Origin of the sequence: Lyngbya confervoides BDU141951, from assembly GCF_000817775.3 — a bacterium.
GTDB classification, from domain to species: Bacteria; Cyanobacteriota; Cyanobacteriia; order Thermosynechococcales; family Thermosynechococcaceae; genus Lyngbya; species Lyngbya confervoides.
This window is the reverse complement of record NZ_JTHE03000044.1, coordinates 19,716-40,892: the sequence shown is the minus strand read 5'-3', so window position 1 is coordinate 40,892 and position 21,177 is coordinate 19,716. Positions and strand designations below refer to the sequence as shown.

The 21,177-nt window shown below is 53.1% G+C and carries 14 protein-coding genes; 3 read left to right on the top strand and 11 right to left on the bottom strand.

Annotated elements, in window-relative coordinates; translation table 11 throughout:
• Window positions 1-36: 36 nt before the first annotated feature.
• From QQ91_RS07250 to QQ91_RS07210, 9 genes are all read right to left on the bottom strand, one after another.
• Window positions 37-501 (bottom strand): DUF2808 domain-containing protein, encoded by a 465-nt coding sequence (locus tag QQ91_RS07250; RefSeq protein ID WP_166274494.1) that lies wholly within the window; start codon window positions 499-501, stop codon window positions 37-39.
• A 224-nt stretch (window positions 502-725) separates the two neighbouring features.
• A complete protein-coding gene (locus QQ91_RS07245) occupies window positions 726-1,505 on the bottom strand; it encodes a ChaN family lipoprotein (protein WP_166274492.1) in 780 nt (259 codons plus the stop codon).
• 107 nt (window positions 1,506-1,612) lie between these two features.
• Window positions 1,613-3,097 (bottom strand): WD40 repeat domain-containing protein, encoded by a 1,485-nt coding sequence (locus tag QQ91_RS07240; protein WP_166274490.1) that lies wholly within the window; start codon window positions 3,095-3,097, stop codon window positions 1,613-1,615.
• A 127-nt stretch (window positions 3,098-3,224) separates the two neighbouring features.
• The gene (locus QQ91_RS07235; protein WP_166274488.1) at window positions 3,225-6,137 is read right to left on the bottom strand and encodes a DUF3450 domain-containing protein; all 2,913 of its coding nucleotides are present in this window, start codon (window positions 6,135-6,137) and stop codon (window positions 3,225-3,227) included.
• A 32-nt stretch (window positions 6,138-6,169) separates the two neighbouring features.
• A complete protein-coding gene (locus QQ91_RS07230) occupies window positions 6,170-7,123 on the bottom strand; it encodes a hypothetical protein (RefSeq protein WP_250833284.1) in 954 nt (317 codons plus the stop codon).
• Between the two features lie 72 nt (window positions 7,124-7,195).
• Complete coding sequence (locus QQ91_RS07225; RefSeq protein ID WP_166274486.1) at window positions 7,196-8,374, bottom strand: hypothetical protein; 1,179 nt, start codon at window positions 8,372-8,374, stop codon at window positions 7,196-7,198.
• A gap of 7 nt (window positions 8,375-8,381) precedes the next feature.
• Window positions 8,382-11,612: a cell division protein FtsA gene (locus tag QQ91_RS07220; RefSeq protein ID WP_166274484.1), complete on the bottom strand. Its 3,231-nt coding sequence runs from the start codon at window positions 11,610-11,612 to the stop codon at window positions 8,382-8,384.
• Between the two features lie 9 nt (window positions 11,613-11,621).
• Entirely contained in the window at window positions 11,622-13,136 is a 1,515-nt protein-coding gene (locus tag QQ91_RS07215) for an FtsZ/tubulin family protein (protein ID WP_166274482.1), read from the bottom strand.
• Between the two features lie 3 nt (window positions 13,137-13,139).
• Complete coding sequence (locus QQ91_RS07210) at window positions 13,140-13,616, bottom strand: hypothetical protein (protein WP_166274480.1); 477 nt, start codon at window positions 13,614-13,616, stop codon at window positions 13,140-13,142.
• Window positions 13,617-14,103: 487 nt separating this feature from the next.
• Between QQ91_RS07210 and QQ91_RS07205 the strand changes: the two genes are divergently transcribed.
• From QQ91_RS07205 to rbp, 3 genes are all read left to right on the top strand, one after another.
• Window positions 14,104-15,489, top strand: coding sequence for a hypothetical protein (locus QQ91_RS07205; RefSeq protein ID WP_166274478.1), 1,386 nt, complete (start codon window positions 14,104-14,106; stop codon window positions 15,487-15,489).
• A 70-nt stretch (window positions 15,490-15,559) separates the two neighbouring features.
• A complete protein-coding gene (locus QQ91_RS07200; protein WP_349306858.1) occupies window positions 15,560-18,160 on the top strand; it encodes a M1 family aminopeptidase in 2,601 nt (866 codons plus the stop codon).
• A 268-nt stretch (window positions 18,161-18,428) separates the two neighbouring features.
• Window positions 18,429-18,716 (top strand): RNA-binding regulator, encoded by a 288-nt coding sequence (rbp, locus tag QQ91_RS07195; protein ID WP_166274474.1) that lies wholly within the window; start codon window positions 18,429-18,431, stop codon window positions 18,714-18,716.
• Window positions 18,717-19,010: 294 nt separating this feature from the next.
• Here the strand turns inward: rbp and QQ91_RS07190 are convergent, their stop codons facing one another.
• Window positions 19,011-19,190, bottom strand: coding sequence for a QcrA and Rieske domain-containing protein (locus tag QQ91_RS07190; RefSeq protein ID WP_236095849.1), 180 nt, complete (start codon window positions 19,188-19,190; stop codon window positions 19,011-19,013).
• A gap of 147 nt (window positions 19,191-19,337) precedes the next feature.
• Window positions 19,338-21,044, bottom strand: a complete 1,707-nt coding sequence (locus QQ91_RS07185) for a cytochrome c biogenesis protein (RefSeq protein ID WP_166274472.1) — start codon at window positions 21,042-21,044, stop codon at window positions 19,338-19,340.
• Between the last annotated feature and the right edge of the window lie 133 nt (window positions 21,045-21,177).

The following is a 21,177-nucleotide window of genomic DNA, read 5'->3' as shown; positions in this document are numbered from 1 at the left end:
GCGTCTGATCCGGGGGCCTGGGCAGAGGGCGCCGCGCTACCAAAACGTATGAATCCGGGCAATGCCAATGGACTGATCGGCGGCACCTGGAGAGGCACTCACCGCAATGGGGAACTGCCAAATGCGGTTTAAGTTTGTGGCGTGACGAACATTCAGGAGCTGCACCTCTAGTTCCGCTCCCGGCGGCACCGCCTGGGCAAAGGTTAGCTCGGTTTCACCGGAAGGAAGGGTGGTGGACTGCACCGGCAAGGTCTGGCCCTGGGCAAAGGCTGCGACCTGCCCAATCTGGAGGGCCGACGGGGTCTTCATTTTTAACTGAGACACTGGATTCCCTGCAACCTGGATACGAATGTGATAGCGGGCAAAGGGAGCATTGTGATCCTTGGGAACCGCAACGGCGGAAACGATCTGAGAGATCTCGGCACTCCCAAGGGCGATCGCGGGTGTGACGCTCCCTAGCCCTAACAGACTGGCCGCAAGAATGGAGTAAAGCCGCTTCATATTGTCCTCCCACAGAACAGGATTGCCCCCAAGTGTGATGATGCCGTCTCGTCGAAACTGGACCTATCGGCTGCCGTAGCACATCAGATTCGAACGCATCTCAGGGATAATACGTATTTTATTTCATTTCTTCAGAGAATAACAGTTGGGATTTTACCTGTCAAGGGCTTATTTTATCGGCACTTTAGCCGATCTTCCCGGTTTGGGGGCAGTTTCAAGTTCCGTTATGGGATCCGCTCTGGAGGGGTGAGGCGCACTGAATATTGTTGAAAATGGGGGATCTGAATTCGGCGGGCGACGCGTTCGGGAATGCCGTACTCGTTAAACACGTGGGCTGCTCCCACCAAAACCACCACCAGTTGATCGGGATGGGTGTTTACCTGGGCGGCGATCGCCTCTGCCATCGTTTCATCCCACAGGACTTGAGCCTGGTAGAAATAATCAAACCCTTCGTGGCTGGCTTGGTCGGCGTGATAGGTGTCATAGAAATACCGAAGGCGATCGCGGTAGTCAGGATGATCCAGGTCTACATCTTCGATGGGGGGGATCCATTGAAAATCGGCGCGATCGAGTCCTGCCAATCCCTGCGATCCGACCTTGCGGGTCACCTCTAAGGGGGTATTGAGCGCCAGAACTCGAATGTGGTGATGTTGAGCAAAGCGCAACAGGGGGGCATAAAATTCCCAGTCATATCCCCAGCGCTGTTCAAACTCGGTTCGAGTTTTGAGCATGGTCTCATCCAGGTCGCCGGTGAGATAGGCATCGAGGTCAGCCTGGTAGGGACGCTGAAACATTTCCATTGCCAGGGTAACGCGATGGGCCGGTAACTGCTCCAGGATCTGCATCTGGCTTTGATGGTCGGCGATCTGGTCGTGATTTTCCGCTAGATACAAAACATTGGCTTGACTCCAGGTCTGAAGTTCTTCCGGGTCAGGAGACATGGCCCAGGCTGGTCCGAACCCAGCCCACAGCATGAGAAAGACCGCCACAACCGCGATCGCCATGCATCGTTTTGGTCCACTCAATCCCATATTCTTCCGATGGTCCAGTTATCCCCCGCATTATAAAGTGTTTCCCTGGGAGGGGCTGACCGAGGCACTGGGAGGGCGTGCTAAGGATCTGGACCCCAAATGTGAATGTCGCCTCCCTTCCCAGCGGTCACTAGTTTGTCTCCCTCGGGACTAAAGGTGAGAGCATTGAGGGCATCCGTTCGACCAGAACCTTGAGTCAAACAATCCCCTGTTTTCCAATGCCAGAGTTTAAACTCGCCATGACTGTCTCCGGTAGCCAGGATTTCATTCTCGGGATGAAAGGCAAGGGCTTGAACGCCCCCTCTATGGGGGGCTAGGACCAGGATTAGCTTTAAGGAGGGCACTGCTCTAAGGTGTATGCTGCGATCGCTGCTTGCAGCGGCCAGAACTGAGGCATCGGTGTTTAAGGTCAGGCAAGACATTAGGGAAGGGACTTTGACCGTCGCCTGGGGACGATTGAGAGCTTTCAGGTTCCAGAGCTTGAGAGAATAGCTGAGGACGCCGGGCGTGGTTTGAGTGGCTACATGACTGGTGATTAAATGTTGTCCATCCGGTAAAGCCACTAAGTCTACTAGGGGCTCAGCGGTTGAGTCGACCACTGTTTGAAGTTTTTGAGTGCGCAGGTCCCAAAGGGATAACAGTCGATCCAAACTATAGGAAACCAACAGCGGAGACTGGGGAACAAAGGCCATTGCAACGACGCCCTGCTGATGCACAAGTCGACTACTTTGGCGATGGTCTAGGTCCCAAAGGGCAACGGTGGCGCTGGCGTCTGCGATCGCTAATTGCCTTGAATCCGCACTATAGCGGAGCAGTTGAACCTTTTCAAGGGTATTGAAGGTTTGGATGAATTCACCGGTTTCTAAAAACCAAAATTTGATAGTTTTGTCGTGACTGCCGCTAATCAAGATATTTTTCTGCTTCTCAGCCCAAGGTCGGATAATGAGCGCTCGAATGTCATCTTCATGACCCGTGAGGTGCTGAATTTGTTTGACTTGACTCCAGGAACGAGCGGAGGGGGTAACAATGATATTTGAACTTGCTGCGGCAAAGGACGACTCTACGGGTAGTTGCGGCTGCTGTTCTAGCTGTTTAACTCGATCCTCCATGGCCTGAAGTTGACGACTGAGAGCCGCCAAGGACAGGGTTGGTGGTGTGCCACTCTGAATTCGTCCCGTCTGCTCTGCGCGCCAGGTGAGACCATCGGGCAACAGCGTAACCTGAGCAGCGCTTTCCACAAAGAATGGGCTATGGGCATGGGGGATTTCGCCTTCCACCTCAAATAAATGTCGGAAAGCACGAATTTTGCGGTAGTGAAAGCTGAAGCTAGCCTGGGGAATCAGATACCATTGCCGTCCTTGATGGGGAGGATGCAGTTGCACAATCCAGAATTTCCCTCGAAGATCGGCCTGAAATTCAAGCTGGATTTGCCGCTGTTGACGATAGCTTTCAGCGGTTTCATTGACCGCGATCGCGTAGGCAGACAAAACCTGGGGAATGCTGTTGTACAGCTCAATAAATTGATCGTAGCTGACTGCTAATGCTGTACATTGAGACTGATCCATGGGGAAATAGGATGGTGGTACTAGGGATCTTCTTCTTAAGACTGCATCTTGGTCTAGGAGGAAAACCAGGTTTATAACCGATGCTTTTGAATTCTTCTAAATTTGCTTAATTAAATTCCCAAAATGCTTATCTGTTGACCCACTCTTGTCCTAAAACTCGCAGCAGAGCCTTCAAGCCTAAAATGAAGGGTGGGTTAAACTGTAAACGGTGATTCTCTTCAGTAAAGCTTGGCAAGCTCCTGTACAACTCAAGATGCACCTTTTTCCAGATATATTCTTGGTATTCGTCTGAGCGACTTCGAGGTTGGAAATAGGGTTGAGGCTTTAGACCTTCGATACTTAGCTCCTCAAGTGCCCGATTCATGCTGCCTAGAAAGTGGGGAAGTCGGAATAGGATCGGAATCTGAAACCTGCGTACTTCTTCTTCAATCTGAAGAAATTCTTGCCAAGAAACCTCTTTTCCATTCACCCTGCAATCTTCCCCCGCAATGACTAAGTCTCTAGCTCCATAGTTCAACTTTTCGAGCGTTGTTCGATTTGAAACTAAGCCCAAAGCAACATCATCTAGTGGACAGGTACTTAAGAATGTGAGTGATTCTGTATCAGCGACCTCTGCCCCAGCACTTAGCATCCGACTCAGCAATAAATTCACCTTTGAACCGCTGCTAAACGCCCCGTTAGGCGCAAGCCAATGTAGTAGGGATGATTGATGCCCGCCCAGGAACATTGCTGGTATCTTATCGGATCTATACCTGCCTTGAGTGGCAAGCTTCTTAAGCAACATGCCAACGTAGTAGTATAGTCCCCCAAATCCGACAATCATCAAATGTAATAACCCCTGGAATTGTTCATCTTCTCCCGCAGCAACTCGCTTGAGCCTTAACCACTGTTCACTTTCTCGACCCATCCAAACGTCAAGACGCAAGTAAAAATCATCTGCTTTGAGTTTCTTCCAATCGCGGCTTTCCTGCTCCATCAACCGTAGAAAAAAGTCAGGATTCATTGCTAAAAATTGTGCAAATAAATCCCGTCCCGCCAATTGCAGTGAACATTGACTGACTAAACGGTTATCTTCCCAAATAGAAATGCTAGAGATTAAATCCTCTATATGAATACAGGTTCTAGTTGCAAACTCCTGCCCTTGAAAATTCACGAAATATTGGGCAAGTGCCCAGCTCTGGGTGCGCAGGTGAATGACATCATCGTACTTAGGGCATTGATATTGAAGGCCAGTGCTTTCTGAGAGTTCTTCAGAGATAACTTGCCACATTTGAGCAAAACGAATACGGTCTCTGACAGAAAATGTCGAAGGGTACGATAGGGACCACTGAATATTTGCAATGCCCTGCCTAACAGCATTTGCACTAATGAGCAGGGCTAAATGATGTAGGAAAAGACGCAGAGATGTGGGATTGCCGGTTAAATCCGTTTCAATCCAATTCTCGTTGGGTTGGAAGGTACTCAGGTCTGGAATATAGATTCGACCATCAAGGATGACCTGCTCTTTGCTCGAGTTTGAATGGGGCTTTCCTCTTGTGGTTAGAGCATTCTGTAAGGGTAATGGTTTAGCCAAGGGAACGAAGTACTCGGGGATAAAATATTCAAACAGGACCGGAATACGTGTATCGTTGGGTACCTCGGTGATTTTCAGGTTCAGATTTGCCAGTGGCAACGGCTGAATACGCCCATCTTGATTAATGTGAACATTCGTGCGGAAGGTTCCAAAATCAACCCCAACAGTCCAAGATCGATAGGGTTCAATGAGATCTGGGGTTAAAGGCAAAATAAGGCCAATGGTTTGTTCTTTACTATTTAAGGCACGAATGCAAGTCGGAAATTCTGTTAAATTAGCAATCTGGTATTGTCCATCTCCCTCTTGAAAGTGGTTAACCCGCTGACTTCCTGGAATATACACTTGAAATGTGTCACCCCCATATTCTGCGTCGTAATAAAAGACATAGTAATCCTGCCAGTCCGCTGTACGAAAATGGGGGCAAATCTCCAGAACTGGGACTTCATGGATAGAGTTTTCTTCCAGAAGTGGATAGTCTTTTGTTACCTTGTAGATTTCGAGGCGCGAGTCATTATCCACTACACTTGATGGCAGGTCTAAAGTGACTCGCACCATCAGACCCTCATTACCCAAAAGCTGAAGCTTTAGCCTCCTGACTAAATCTTTAGGGGTAAAGTAGTCCAGTAGAACTGGATTAAGCGGCAGAAGCGGCGTCACCAGTTTGCCCTTGAATGTGATCGGTTCACCCTTGGGCAGATATGCGCCCGGCAAAGCATTTTCGAGATCAATGAATTTAAAGTCTGGCAGAAAACAATCTGATGTTTCAAGGCAGCTCGCTAATGTCCAAGCTGGCTTGTTGTCATGTGAATCTTCATTGCGAATGAGTTTTACGCCGGAAGGCTGGACTTCAGGTTTGGCGGCGAGAGCAAGATCTGCCGGAAGCTGTGGCTTGATCTGTCGGCTTTGTGCTTCTATATCCGTAATCTTCTGAATCTTCGGCTCGATCTGTTGATTTTGCGTTTCCAGACCTGAAAGCCTCTGGATTTGTTGCTCAATCTGTCGGTTTCGTTTCTCTAGATCTGCAACCTGTTGATTGAGGGAGGTTAGAGATTTCGATGACCGCGCTTCGCCTTGCAGCATCCCACACTGTTTCAGTTGCCAGGTTTGACCATCAGGCAAAAGAATCACCTGGGCAGCTTTCACTAGAAAGTAGGAGCTGTGGGGATGAGGAATCTCACCTTCAACCTGAAAGAGGTACCGATAGGCACGGATTCGCTTGGGGTTGAAGTTTGAAGTTGTACAGGGTACCAGGTGCCATTCCAGCTCTGATTCAGGAGATCGTAACTGAATGATCCAAAGTTTCCCGCGTAGGTCAGCCTGAAATAGCAGCCCTTCCTCCCTTTTTTCCTGGTAGCTCTCAGCCGTTTCGCTAACGGCTACAGCATAAGCAGACAAAACTTGAGGAACACTGTTGTAAAGCTCCAAAAATTGCTCGTAGGAACTTTCCAGGGGGGGCTTAGAAGACACAGCAAAGGCTCCGCTCAACTCACTTGTATAGCCTACCGAAACTCTAAAACACCTGGCTTCTCCAAAATCCAAACTTCGTTGGCCTTCAGCGCAGATACCTGGGCTGGCTCAATCAGGCGGAACTCCTGGCTTCCAGAATGATAGTGCAGGCATTCAAAAAGACGAGACACCGTGTTGAGGTTGTGGGTGTTGATTTTTAAGTTTTCCTTGGGCACTAGATAATCTCGTCCGGCTTCACTCACAACCCAGTAGTTGCCGCGATCGCGCTTAACCAGTTCTATGGCCTTATTCGTCTCGCCCAATCGACTATAGGATTGACTCTCTTCCGTTTCCGCCACTTCAATATATTGGGTCAACCCTTGGGGAAAATCGTTATAGTCTTTCAACAACTGAAGGCTAGATTGCAGGTAATCTCCATCTTTTGTCTGGGTGGGATCAAAGGCCTGCAGAGCATCCCAGCGGTTGTCGACCCTGCTAGAAACCGCTATATTGCTTTGCTCAGGGGCGTTTACCGGGGGCTTCAAAACCTGCTTGAGGTCTTGAAGGTCTGAGTGCAAGTGGCCCAATGCCGTGGCAATCGTCGTCAAGGGATCCAGGGTCTTCGATAGAGGCTTGAGCTGCTGCGTGTGGGTGGTGTTGAGCTGGGTAATCAGGTGATTGAGCTGGGCAATCTCTCGCGTCAGTTGAGAGGAGCTAGCGGCAACAGCCTCAGCGGTCGATCGCTGAGGGGCAGACAGCCAAACTCGCAGGGCGATCGCCATTGTCGACAGAGCAATCACCATCAAGGCCGCATCTAAAATCACCATCAGCAACGGAAGCCGGGAGACTTTCTGGGTGAGGGTTGCCAATTGGGGTTCACCAGGCGATTCTCCTGAGGGTGAAGGGGACGGACTGGCGGTGGCGGCAGCGGGAGAGGGCGATGGACTGGGGGAAGGCGAAGCATTGGGGGAGGGAGACTGGGCAAGGGTTGGGGAAAGGTATCCCATACCTACGCTCAACAGAATCACCCCCCATGTGACTTTAAAGTGCGATCGCGCCATTTTTACACCTCCCTTGGGTTATGGCCCCTGAAAATCAATAATGCCTGGAGTCTCTAACTGCCATTGGTTGCCGCCCGGCAGTGCGGCCACGGTCGCGGGCTTTCTCAGCACAAAGTCCTGAGATCCACCCGGATGATAATTGTGGCAAGCAAAAATCACTTCGATGGTTTTGTAGTTATGTTCGTTAATGCGAATGCGCTGGCTGGGCACCAGGTATTCACGATTACTCTCACTGATAATCCAATAGTTGCCCCGCCCTTTTTTTTCAAACTTCACCAGACCCGGATCGCCTAAGCGGCGGTTACTCTGACTTTCTTCGGTTTCCGAAACCTCTGTGGACTGCTTAGCATAATGGCTGGCACTCTTGTTGTACTGGCTAACGATGGCTTGCTCAACTGGACTGAGAACCTCTGGTACCTTGATGGCAGATTGTTGAGTCACCGAAGCGTGCTTATCCTCCGGTTCAGAAACGGCCTCATTCTGAGCTGCAGCAACCTCAGAGGGCCTATGTCTAAAAGAGGACTGCAACTGACGACTGACCTCTAAATATTCCTGGTAAATCATTTGCATCCACTGTCCATGCTCCTGAAGTTTTTGCTCAAGATGCTGGACTCGCTCCTCATATTTTTGACTCACTTGTTCAATCCAGAGGGCTTGCAGATCCGTCGAATAGATGTGGGGCTGTGGTGGAATGCGCTCAAGCTGTTCTAGTCTGGATCGAAAGGTCTGTACTGTTTCGCGGTCTTGGGCGATCGCCTGCTTTAGAGTTTCAAACTTTGCCTGGAGTTCTGAGTACTCCCTCATCACCTCATTCTGGCGGTGGAGAGGAGATGCCTCTGGATCCAGTTGCAGATAGGTGTTCGGTGGACGAGGCGTGGGTTGGGAGTTCAAAGTCTGAGCGACAACTTGCTCGATAAAGACTTTCAGATTTCTATAGTTTTGCTGGGGAGATGGTTTGGGTCTTAAAGAGAAAGTGGAGGGTCTATCGGGCAGGCTTGGAAGCTGGACCTCCGAAGCTGACGATAGAGGGAATTCTAGGGTGTTAATCCAACGCATTTGTTCCCATTGCTGCTTTGCTGCTGCGATCGCCTCGTGGGAATGCTGGAGTCGCAAATTCCAGCCACATTGCTGACAGTCGCGGTACTCGCCGGGATTCATCAAGCCACAGATGTCGCATTTTCGGGGTTGTCCTACCATGATTTCCTCACTTCCCGGCCCACTCTTTCCCCAGCACCCGCAGCAACGCCTTCAAGCCCAGAATAAACGGCGGTTCTAGACGAATATTGCGACTTTCTCCCTTAATGTTCAGCAGCATACTGCGTAGCTCCCGCTCAGTCGCACGCCAGAGTAATTCTTTATACCTTTCCTCCAGCCCCACTCGCGGCTTAAACTGAGGCATAGGAGTCAGTCCATCTACCTCCAGCTCACGCAGTGCCAGGTTCATTTCATCTAGAAACTGGGGCAACTGTACCAGGGCCGGAATCTCGAAGTTTTGCACCTCATCTTCAAACTCCAGGCGCTCCTTCCAGAGGACGGGAACTCCATTCACCGTGCAGTCTTCTCCAGCAATCACCGGATCTCTAGTGCGTCGACTCAGCCCCGTGAGCCTGGTGCTGCTTAACACCAGGCCACAGGCAGCTTCATCCTTGGGACGGCTACTCAACCGCGTGAGTTCTTCGGTATCGGTAAATTCTGACCCGCAGCTCAACATCCGACTCAGCAAGAAGTTCACCTCTGAATGGCGATCAAACTGTCCGCCGATGGCCAGCCAGTTGAGCAGCCGCGATCCGTTTCCCCCCAGATAAACCGGAGTAATTTCATTACTGCTGTACTTCCCCTCGGCATGGAGCACATTTAAAAGTTTGCCCACGTAGAAGTAGAGTCCTCCTACTCCCACGGCCATCAGCCGCAAGAGCCCCCGAAACTGTTCATCCTCTTCCACAAAGGCCCGCTTGAGCTTCAACCAAGACTCACTTTCGCGGCGCATCCAGACATCTAGCTTGACGTTAAACTTATCTTCTTTTAGGCCCTGCCAATCCCGACTTTCCTGCTCCATCAGCTGGATTAAAAATTTCGGGTTCATTTCTAAAAACTGGGAAAATAGGTCCCGTCCCGCCAACTGCACCGAACATTGATGCACCAGACAGTTATCTTCCCAAATGGAAATATCGGAGGTGCCCCCTCCCATGTCAATGCAGGTGCTGCGCACCAAATCGTGATCCTCTTGGTCGGCAAAATACTGAGCGAGCGCTAGGCTTTCCGTGCGGAAAAAGTCGGAATCCGTTAGGGAAGGACACTGGTGATCGAGTCCGGTAATTTTAACCAGTTCCTCGGTAATGGTTTGCCAGTTCTGAGCATAGCGAGTGCAGTCTCCTTTGGAGAAGGCCGAGGGATAGGACAGCGACCATTGAATCGACTGCACCCCTTGATTGGCCGCGATCGCGCTGACATACAGCGCCAGATGCTGCAAAAACAGGCGGTTTGGAATGAGATTGCGCCACTTGAGGTCTGTTTCAATCCAATTCTCGTTGGGTTGGAAGGTACTCAGGTCTGGAACATAGATGCGACCATCGTAGATGGCCCGCTCCTTACCAGCGGGAATGTTGGTTTTGCCGCGCGTGGTCAGCACGCTGGAGAGGGGCAAAGGCTGATGCAGCGGAATGAATTTTTCCGGCACAAAATATTCAAACAGCACTGGAACCCGCGTGTCGTTGGGCACCTCGGTAACCTTGAGGTGTAAATTTTCCATGGGCAATGGATTCACCACACCTCGCTGGTTAATATAGACATTGGTAAAAGATGTGCCAAAATCAACCCCCACCGTCCAGTGCCCCCCCTGGGAAACCAGTGGAGGAGTGCGCAGTAAAATTAATCCAATCGTCTGGCGTTGGCTATCTTGGGCACAGATATAGCCCGGAAATTCCGCAGATCGCGAGACTTGATACAGTCCGCGCCCTTCTTGAAACAGGTGGGGCTCCCGGCTGCCGGGCACATTCACCTGGAACGTTTCCTCGCCATATTCAGCGTCATAGTAAAAGGCATAGTAGTCCTGCCAGCCTGTAGCCCGAAAATGCGGCCAGATTTCTAGAACCGGGACTTCATGGATGGAATGCTCTTCCAGAATGGGATAATCCTTCACCACCCGATAGTTTTGGGGACGCGACTCATCCTGCGCCACGCCAGATAAGGGCAGATCTAAGGTAACCCGCACCATGGGTCCCTCACCGCTAATGGGCTGCAGCTTCAGCCGCTGCATTAGATCCTCGGGGGTAAAGTAGTCCAGCAGAATCGGGTTGAGCGGTAACAGCGGGGTGACCTTTTTGCCGTTAAAGGTAATCGGCGCCCCCTCTGGGAGGTAGGCACCGGGTAGGGCGTTGTCTAGGTCAATAAATTTAAAGTCTTGCAGGAATAAATCCGGGGTTTCTAGATAGCGCACCGCAGTCCAGGCCAGCCTACCGCTGCGTAAATCCTCTAGATTTAACGATGCCAGGGTTTTACCCTCGTGGATCCAGATATTTTGGGCTGGATAGTTCCAGGCGCGCGCAATGTCGGGATCAATCAAGATCAGCGGCAGCGCCTTGCTGTGGCGATCGCGACTGGGAATGAGCCGGACGCAGGAAGGCTGCTCCTCCGGCTTCACCGGTCGATTCAAGGCCTCTAGGGTGCCGCGATTGAGGGCCACGCCAAAAAACTGCTGGTCATCGCTCAGGCTGAGCCCCTGCTCCGGCGGTCTCTCCAAAAGGCCGTTGCGGAAGTTATCCACCAGCTCACTCATGCGGTTAATGGCCGCCGGAGCCCCGCGATGCTGGGTTAACACCAGCCGGAGATTTTCCAGCCAGCGCCAAAAGAGCGCCTTTTCAGTTTCGTTCAGGTGGGGGTGGGGCGCGGTTAACCGTTTGGTGCGCCCATTCCACCAGGGTAAATCCCCCCACTTACCATCTTCGGAAGGCACCACCAGGGTACTGGGGCTGCTCATCCCCACAGGCTGGTCTTCCCACAAAAATACGTACACATCCTGCCAGGGCTTTTTGCCCTGAAGGGTGTAGAGCGTATTGAGAGCAAAGGGGGTCAGCTCAAACAGCGCATCGGCAAAGTCATTCTCCCCAGCCAAGTCCCCTAACTCCACCAGCTGGGCTTTCAGGGGAAATCCCCGCACCTCCGCTAGGGCGATCGCCGCTAGCATCCCCTGCCACTGCTCCACCAGTTCCTCGCGGATGGGGTAGTTGGGATTGTGGAGGGCCATTTCCAGGGTGAGGGGTCTAGCCCACATGGAAGGAACAGCACTGATGCTGCGAGACTGCCCGGGTGCTTTGTAGTCCAAACTGGAGGCCAAATTTAAAAAGGTGCCGTTTTGCTGCACATCCCATTTACCGCAGTCATCACTGGGCCGAATATCGCTATCGGTTTTGAGTTGGGGCAGGATCAAAAAACTCATCCACGTCTCCTAGAGCCGACATACTAAATACAGTGCTTTGGCCAGACCCGTCACGCCCGTATTCGGCGGCTGGGGGGCAATGGCCATGAGATTGCGCTTCAGCTGAATCATGGTGTCCTGGGCTTGGCGAGTGCGATCGCGATCATCACCATAGACCAGATTAGGCAGGTTATCTGCCTTCAGGGACAAGGCCTCGGGCAATTCGCCATTGACGGATCCCAAGATGCTGGTGTTAAACAGATGTACCGCTTCGGATTCGCACTGATGCACCGCATAAATCCAGCGCAGAAAGGCGCTGCACCAATCATCGAAAATGGCGATCGCTGCCTGCTGATCCACCTGATCCAGATTGGGAAGCTGTCCTTCGCGTTTGGGATTTGGATTAAAGTAGCGCTCTAGCCAGGGGGCGCCGCGCCGCGCCTTGTCCATCCCAACCTGGCGCGCCTGGGCCAGTTCTAGCGAAATGTCTGCCAACCAGGCATAGGCAAACCGGGCGGCATTCACAAATTCAGGCTTCACCACGTTACACTCTGGCAAATCCATCCAGTTCAGGCGACCCGGCTGGGCTCGGCTCGCCACAATCACCGCGTTGGAGGGTTCACCTGGGTATTGCAAAAAGTGACGAGCCGCCAGAGCTGCAAACAGCTCCACAAAATGGGCCTCATTGCGCTGAGAGTTTTTGCCCACGCTAAAGTCCACCCGTGATAGGGTTTGGTTCCCCAACAGGTAGGTCACATCAAAGGTGCCCTTCGCCTGAATGCCGTAGTAGCGCAGGGCCGCCTCAGAATTGAGTAAAAACTGCTCCGATTTAGCGTAGACCTCATTGGGATCCTGGCCCGCAGGGGGAGAAAAGCCAAAGTACGGGAGGGTTAAAACTGCGCCAATTTGCACGCGATCGCGCACATTCAGCTTCTCTAGCTTATTGGCCAGAAGCCTGGCCAAGGTGGGCAACCCCGAAGCACCAGTCCCCCCAAAAATCGACCCGCAAAATAAAACCTTCGTGATTCGGCTACCGCCGCCCGCATCTGCCTTGATGGACTCGATGAACTGCCCCCAAGGAGCTTGATCCAGGCGATCTAAATCAACCCGACTCATGACCGCCGATCCAATGGCCGGCCTTCCCCGAAAGCCCACATCCAGATTGGCTTCGCGCTCTTCCTTGGTGTAGAGAACATCAAACAGGTTTCCCAGGGCAGGATGGCTGGATTTCAAGGTGCTGTAGTGGAAGCAATCCTTCAGCTCCTTTTTAGCGGTGTGATCCCCAAAGGGAGACCAGATATCAAACGATTCAATGGGGGTTTGCATCCAGGCACAATCTGCCTTGACGCCCCCCATGATGCTGTAGCACTTCTGGTACAGGTTCAGGGCATTCCGGCTACGCTCCAGGTTGCCGTTGGTTTCATCGGGGTCAACGTACATTACCCGCAAGGGCGAAGGACCAAAAATTCCTAAGGAGGCCAGGTAAACCAGCGATTCAATACACTTTGACCCGGTACCACCAATACCGATGAGATAAATGGACATTGCCTAGGCTCCTATCAAACCGCGAATTTGGGGGGCTAAGGGGGGCAGATACGTAAAGGGGAAGGGGGTGCTGGTCACGGTGGTTAGCCAGTAGAGCCAGAGACCATCCAGCACAAAAAAGGTCGTTAGGGAGGGAAGGGCACCATCGCTGCCCTTAAACAGAAAAATTGCCGCGAGAATGGCCAGAACCGGAATGAGGCCCACTAGCCACCAGATAATCCGCCAGCGGTCCACTTCGTCAGCGCGATGGGCCTTGGAAAAGCGATTGCTCACCAGCCAAATCACGAGAGCCACCACGGAAGCCAGAAAGACCGTCAGCGCCCCCGGCATGTAGTAATTGCTCACCCAGGCATCCACTTTTCCTTGCAAATCAGAAATGCGAATGAGTCGATTAGTATAGAGGGCTGGCTGCAGGACAAACATTAAAACCCCACCCACCACCGTTAGACCAATGACGCGAATTAGTTCACTTGTTTTCATAACGTGCAAGAAAAAGTCACAGGTTCCGACGCAAATGTTAAAGCTTTGATGTAAAACTTTTAAAACTTTGTAAAAGGTTACGGTCTACACTATACCTTTACCGTTTCGTCGGCATACGGAAATCAATTCTAAGGGATAGCCTTGAAAAACCGCTGTATTTGTAGCGAAGATTAAGATTTGGCTGACCTTTAGGCCACAATTATCCTCTGGCAGCCAAGAAAGTGATCTGTCGCCATGAGTTCGCGGTTGATGGCTGTCCAGCATTTCGTGCTGGCTTCATTGCCTATTGAATCGGAGGGAAGTATTGTTGGGGTATTCTGGCAGCCATTCCCCTGCCCCAGGGACAAGCGTCTATGTCGTGCGGTCCCCGGCCTGGGGATTAACCGAGAAGTTTATGCATAGAATTCAAACTCAGCCCCCAGACGTGCATTTAAGAGTAAGCGTGAGATCGATAAAAGGACGGAGTCAAGGCAGCCCTATCCCCAGCATGAACCAAAGCATCGCACGATTGCTGGTCGCCAGCCTAGGCCTCATTCCCCTGGGCGGCTGCGGGGTGGCCGTGGAGAATCTGGACTGCGACCTAACCCAACGCGCTTCCCAATCAGCTCCTGCAACCGTTGCAGCCAATGTTCATGTGGATGGATCTGGATCTATGCTGGGCTATGTTTCGCCCCGCAATCCCAACAGTGAATATATTCAAACCATTGAGCTGATCTACAATACCTTCTCCCTGACCCCAGGCCAGCGGGGGATGCCAGAAACCCAGTTCTTCCGCTCCCATGCCCCCACCCAAGCCATGAGCGCCTCTCAGTTTCGCAAGGCCAAAAATCCTGATTTTTACGATGGCAGCAACCCCGCCTTTCCACCCGTCACCAGTAACCTGGACCAGGCCATCGTGCGAGCCGAGGATGAGGCAGCAGCCGACCAGATGCTGGTGTTGGTGACCGATCTTAATATGGACGAGGGCGACAATACCCGCCTGCTGAAAAAAATTCAGGGGATGTATTTTGGCCCTAACTATCCCCAGAGTGCGATCGCCGTGATCGGCATCAACAGCGACTATTCAGGGCGGGTTTACCCCGTCGATGGCGGCAGTCCCTACCCCTATCCCGCCGACGGCGGCTCCGCCGATCGCCCCTTTTATATTTTGCTCATGGGGCCGCAAACTGAGGTGGAATTTTACCTCCAGGCCCTGAAAAAAGACGGCGGCAACCCCATGGCGGAGGCGAATATTTCCCTCTTTACTCCCGCCCAAGTGGTGAAGACCCTGGCTCATTTCAATCGTCCTCAATCCGTGCCCGATACGGGGGACTTGAGTCAACCTGGATCGCTCAATGATGGGAACGTGTCCTTAGAAGAGCCCAATCCTGATCAAACCGAGCTGTTCGAGCTGTCCTCCTCAGCCACTCCCCAGCGCATTGACTATCAAATTCCGATCCAAGCTTCGCCCTTCGCGGTCCCCATTGATCCAGCATCGATCCAGTTCAACTATCAAATTGCCTACTTTGATAAGTTCGAAAAGAAATTTATAGATAAAAGTGAGGATCCAAATCTTCAAAACGCCTTCTCCTTTGAAAATCTGAGCCTGAACGGGGATCAGCAGCTGAGACTGGAAACGGTCATTGACCCTGCAGCCCTGCAGGAGATGCCGGGGATCTATAAGTACCAGGTAGATGCCGTGGTAACGGACTTCCAAGAGCCGGACTGGTGGGACTCCTGGAGCTGGGAGAGCGATCGTGACGAGGCCACGGACGGGTCAAAAACGCGCGGTCTGATCAGCTTTATGAAAAATCTTAAGAATATTGCCGCAACCCAGGCCAAAACCCAGCAGGCGACCCTGGGGCGCTTTTGTGTCGGTTTACAGCAAAACTAAGCCCCAAACCCCAGCCAGAACCCAACCAGATCTTAGCCAGAACCCACCCAAAAGAACTTTGATGAACGCCATGCAATTGGACAATCAACCCAACCGCTTTGAACTCCCAGGGGCTAAACCCAACTACGTGCCCGATCGCCCTGGTCAAGTGGAGCATATTTTTTTAGATCTAGCGCTGGATATTCCACAGCAGCACTGTGCAGGCACCTGTCACCTTCGCCTCAACCCCATCCGGGACGGCATTGCCTCCGTCACCCTGGACGCAGTTAATCTCAACATTCAAGCGGTCAAAGTCGACAAACACCCGCAGGACTACGACTATGATGGCCATCACCTGACCATTCCCCTGAGTCAGCCCACCCAAGCTGGAAAGGCGCTGACCTTCAGCATTGACTATTCCCTCGATCATCCCCAGCGAGGACTTTACTTTATTGCGCCCAGTTCAGACTATCCAGAAAAGCCAACCCAAGTTTGGACCCAGGGCGAAGATGAGGACTCCCGCTACTGGTTTCCCTGCTTTGACTATCCAGGACAGCTGGCCACCTCCGAGGTGCGGGTCAAAGTTCCCCAGGGCTACCGGGCCATCTCCAATGGCGAACTCTTGGAAACGATCTGCGATGGCAATGAGCAAATTTTCCATTGGAAACAGCAGCAGGTGCATCCCACCTACCTGATGACCCTGGCGGTAGGGCAGTTTGTAGAACTCCGGGATGAATGGACCCGTGGCGATCGCACGGTGCCCGTGACCTACTACGTAGCACCGGGCTTAGAGGAATCGGCGCGGATCAGCATGGGGAAGACCCCGCGCATGATCGAGTTCTTTAGCAACGCCTACGGCTATGACTATGCCTACCCCAAGTACGCCCAGATCTGTGTGGATGATTTTATCTTTGGGGGCATGGAAAACACCTCCACCACCTTGCTCACCGATCGCTGCCTCCTCGACGAACGCGCCGCCCTCGACAACCGATCCACGGAAACCTTAGTCGCCCACGAACTGGCGCACCAGTGGTTTGGCGATTTGGTGGTGATTAAGCACTGGTCCCATGCCTGGATTAAGGAAGGGATGGCCTCCTACTCAGAGGTGATGTGGACCGAGCAGGAATATGGCCCCGATGAAGCAGCCTACTATCGGCTCCGGGAAGCCCGCAACTACCTGAGTGAAGATAAAACTCGCTATCGCCGCCCGGTGGTCACCCACATCTACCGAGCAGCCATTGAGCTGTACGATCGCCATCTTTACGAAAAAGGATCCTGCATTTACCACATGATTCGCCATAATCTGGGCGAGGATCTGTTTTGGAAAGCAATGCATCGGTTTGTCCAGGAGAACGCCCATCAAACGGTGGAAACGGTGGACCTGCTGCGAGCCATTGAGGAGGCCACAGGTCGCAATCTTCTCTTTTTATTTGATCAGTACCTCTATCGGGGGGGACATCCCGACTATCAGGTGTCCTACCGCTGGGATAGTGATCACAAAATGGCCCAGGTCACCATCAAACAGAATCAGGCGAAGTCAGATCAAAACGGCCTGCAGCAGGATTTATTTGATCTAACCTTGCAGCTTGGCTTTGGCTCTGTGAGCGATCAGGCTTTTCAATCCCTACAAACCTTTCCCGTGAAAGTCCGTGAGGCAGAGCAGAGCTTCTACTTTGCCCTTGCCGAAAAGCCCGCCTTTATCAGCTTTGATGTGGGAAACCCGACCCTCAAAACCCTGACGCTGGAGTATGAGTTTGCGGAACTAGCAGCCCAGCTACAGTTCGACCCAGACCCCGTATCGCGCATCTACGCTGCGGAGGCCCTGGCTAAAAAAGGCGGGCTCAAAGCCCTGAAGGCGCTGGAAACCGCCCTGGTCAGCGATCCCTTTTGGGGCGTGCGGGCAGAGGTCGCCACTCAAATCCCAACCTTAAAGCTCGATCAAGCGGTAGCGGCCTTAAAGCAAGGCCTCAAGGATCCAGAGGCGCGAGTGCGGCGATCCGTGGTAGAGGCGATCGCCGAGCTAGGCCATGGAGAATGCTACGAGCTGATCGCCCCCATTGCCCAACGGGGAGATGCCAGCTACTACGTGGAAGCTGCGGCCCTGACGGGAGTGGGGCAACTCGCCGCCAACCCAATTTTGGATCACCCCGAAGAGGGCACCGCTATCGAGCTGTTGCAAACAGCCCTGCAGGATCGCCAGGGCTGGAATGAGGTGGTCCGCTGCGGCGCGATCGCGGGCTTGGCCCACATGACCCAATCAGAACCCGCCCTTACCCTACTGTTGCAATATACCCAGGTAGGAACGCCCCAGCCCCTGCGACTGGCGGCGATTCGCGGCCTGGGCGGGATTGCCGCCGGCCAAAGGGAGGCGAATCTAGATCGAATCCTCCAAACCCTGTCCCATCTGGCCAACGAACCGTTTTTTCTCACCCAGGTGGCGGTGGTGGCCGCCTTAGGGAAACTGACTACCCCAAAGGCGGTGACGGGGTTGCGATCGCTTTCTGCCCAAACCCCCGATGGACGGGTCCGGCGCTTGGCAGATGAGGCCATTCAAAAAGTGCAGCGGGCCATGGATCCCCAAGAGAATCAGCAGAAGATTCAGGAGGAACTGGACAGTCTGAAGAAAGAAAATCAAGAGTTAAAGAGCCGATTAGGAGCTTTAGAGGCTAAGATTCAGCCAAAATCACCTTAATTCCTGACCTCCATCCTTAACGGGAGAAGGCTTATCATTCCAGGCACCTTGAAGATACCACTCCATCCCTAGGTCCTGGGCCAGGTGAGGGGCTGTTTCAAGCTTATGCTCACCGTGCCATTCTCTTTGAGCATAGCGGTGGTAAAAATTGCCCAATCCAATTTCTCAAGGGAGGGCTTGTGTACCGAAATGTTAAGCCTTCGGGCCGGAAGCGAAGGGGGATCCAGGCTCTCGTTGTAAGATAGAGGTTCAATCTGTTGGTATTTCTATGTCAATTTACGTTGGTAACCTCTCCTACGAGGCTACAGAGGGCGACCTCAACGAGGTTTTTGGTGAATATGGTTCTGTCAAACGGGTGCAACTTCCCACTGACCGGGACACAGGGCGCAAGCGCGGTTTTGCCTTCGTCGAAATGAGCAGTGATGCGGAGGAAGAAAAAGCCATTGCGGAGCTAGACGGCGCTGATTGGATGGGACGCTCGATCAAAGTCAATAAAGCGCGACCTCGCGAAGATAATCGGCGCGGCAGTTCCTCTGGAGGTGGACGGCGCTATTAACGTGGAAGGTGATTCGGTGAGCAAGGAGCCAAGCCTCCCTCACCCGCTAGCTTCACACTGAGCTAGCTTCACACTGAGCTTGACCCTTCACCCCTCAGCCTCCCGAAATCGGGGGGCTGGCTTTTTTTGCAGTTGCCCAGAATCTAGCCCGCAGCCTTTGCATTTAGCCTGCGTTATTCAAGACCAGGAGAGTTCAAGCCCAGGAGAGTTCAGGCCCTGTGGGCATATCCCCCTTGGGGATGGGCCAAACCGCCAGGGATCGGCGCGGAAGCATTCTCCAATCCCCCCTCCGCCTTACCCTGCTTTTACCAGGATCAGATCCGCCTCAATCTTGGCTTCAAAGGTTCCCAGCGGCTCTTCCGCAGGTCCGTTTTTAACCGTTCCATCGGTTCTAAAGATTGATCCGTGACAGGGGCAGGCAAACTGATTGCTTGGCGATTCCCAGGCCACTGAACACCCTTGATGGGTACACATCGAGTGGAATCAGATTGACAGGCAGCCAGCGCAACGGGTAGGGAGCTCGCCAGCAAGCCCAGGCCCGCCCACTGCATAAAGTCTCGACGTTTCATCATGATTTAGAACTCCATTCTTGGATTGATGGGGGCAGACCTGGAACCACCGTTAATGCCCAGACAATTCCGATGTTGTCCAAGCGGAGAGCCAACCGTAGTGACGCGCTGCCACCAGCAGCACGAACAGCAAATCGACCCCCACCACGGCGGCAATGATCAGATCTGATCCGCCTGTGCCAAATCCATAGCTGTGCAGACCCGTACCCAACACAAAGTTGACCCCATACCAGGCCATGAGGACAGCATTGAAGGAAAGGATGCTGGCCAGATTGATCCCAAAATTTCCAATCCATCCCACCAACCGTCCGTGGATCGGCACCAAATAGCAGAGCAGCGCAATGAGCGCCCAGGTTTCCTTTGGATCCCAACCCCAAAAGCGTCCCCAGGAAAAGTGCGCCCAGATTCCCCCGAGGATAATGCCACTGGTGAGGAGGAGGATGCCCACCTGCAGAACCCGATAGTTGAACTGCGACAGCCGTCGAAATCGCTGGTCTGCCTTCGGCGTAAACAAGGCGGTTCCCAGGGCCACGTGACCTAAGCCGAGGGCAAGGGCAAAACTGGCATAGCTCAGGGCGATGGTGGGCACATGGATGCTCAGCCAGAAGTTATCCCGCAGCACTGGAACCAGGGGGGCAATGGTGGGATCGAGCACAGCCGGCAGGCTATCGGCCAGCAGAAGGCAAACCGTAGCGAGGGGGGCAGCCGCAAGCAGATAGTACTTGGCCCGAGAAAGCCCCTCGAACACCAGGGCGATGGCGGCAATGCCAAAGCCCACCCAGACCACCGATTCGTACATATTAGTCACGGGTGGGCGTCCGGCAATTTGCATCCGCAGCAGAAACCCGTAGGCTTGCACTCCAATTCCTGCGGTGAACAGCCCCAGGGCGATCCAATAGAGAGGCCCAGGACTCAGCCAACGGCTCGCCACCATGACCCCCAAGGCAAGCAGGTAAAGCCGCCAGGCCTTGGCAAAGGGATGAAAGCGATTGAAATGAACTTCGCGCTGCAGAGTGGCTGCCGAGGGATAAACCTCTGGGCTGAGGCGCTGTAGAGTTTGTTTCAGTTGCGCGATCGCGGGGGCAAGGGCAGCGGGGGGATGGTGATTCCCCTGCCACAACAGATCTTGCAGAATGGCGACCTTGGCGATCGCGGGGGCAAGGGCGGCGGGGGAATAGAGGGAGGTAGCCGTTTCTATCCCAGCCCAGGTGCCTTTCCCATCGGTGGGATGCGGCACAATGGGCAGACGCGGGTTGCCCACGGATTCAAACAGGAGTTGCAGGCGATCTTCCAGGGTGAGGGCTTCCTGCTGGAGTCGCGTTAGGGGTTTGTTCTGAGTCTCCTGGGCATGGGCTTGTTGGACCACAGATCCTAAGGCCGGATTGCCCATGAGGTCTTGGAAGCTGAAATATTTTTGCGTCAGGGGCAATCCAGACGCTTCCTTCAGGGGACGGTAGTGAAGGAGGACGATGGGTTCTTCATTCCAGTTGCGGGTGTTAAACCACAGGGAAAGATAGGTGCGCAGGTAGTCTTGACGCTCGCCCGTTGCGCTCCGGTAATCGGGACTGCCGTGAATCTTGAGGAGGGTTTCCTTCGCCACCGTGTCCAAGGGCTTTTTCCGCCCCTCGATCTGAACGGCTAGCGTGCGCAGCGGATCGAGGCTGTCGGTCTGGAACTGACTAACCGGCACCAGGATTACCAAGACCCCCAGGCAGAGTCCGAGGAGAAACTGAATTGAACCACGGTGGAAAAGTTGCATGGATTAGGATCTGAATTAGAGGCTGAAATGAGGATAGCTGAGGCAGTTCAGAGAAATTGAGCGATGGGATTTCCGGTCCCTCAGGGCCTTGGCCCCCGGTGCTGCCCAGAGCGCATAGCTGACATAGCCTATT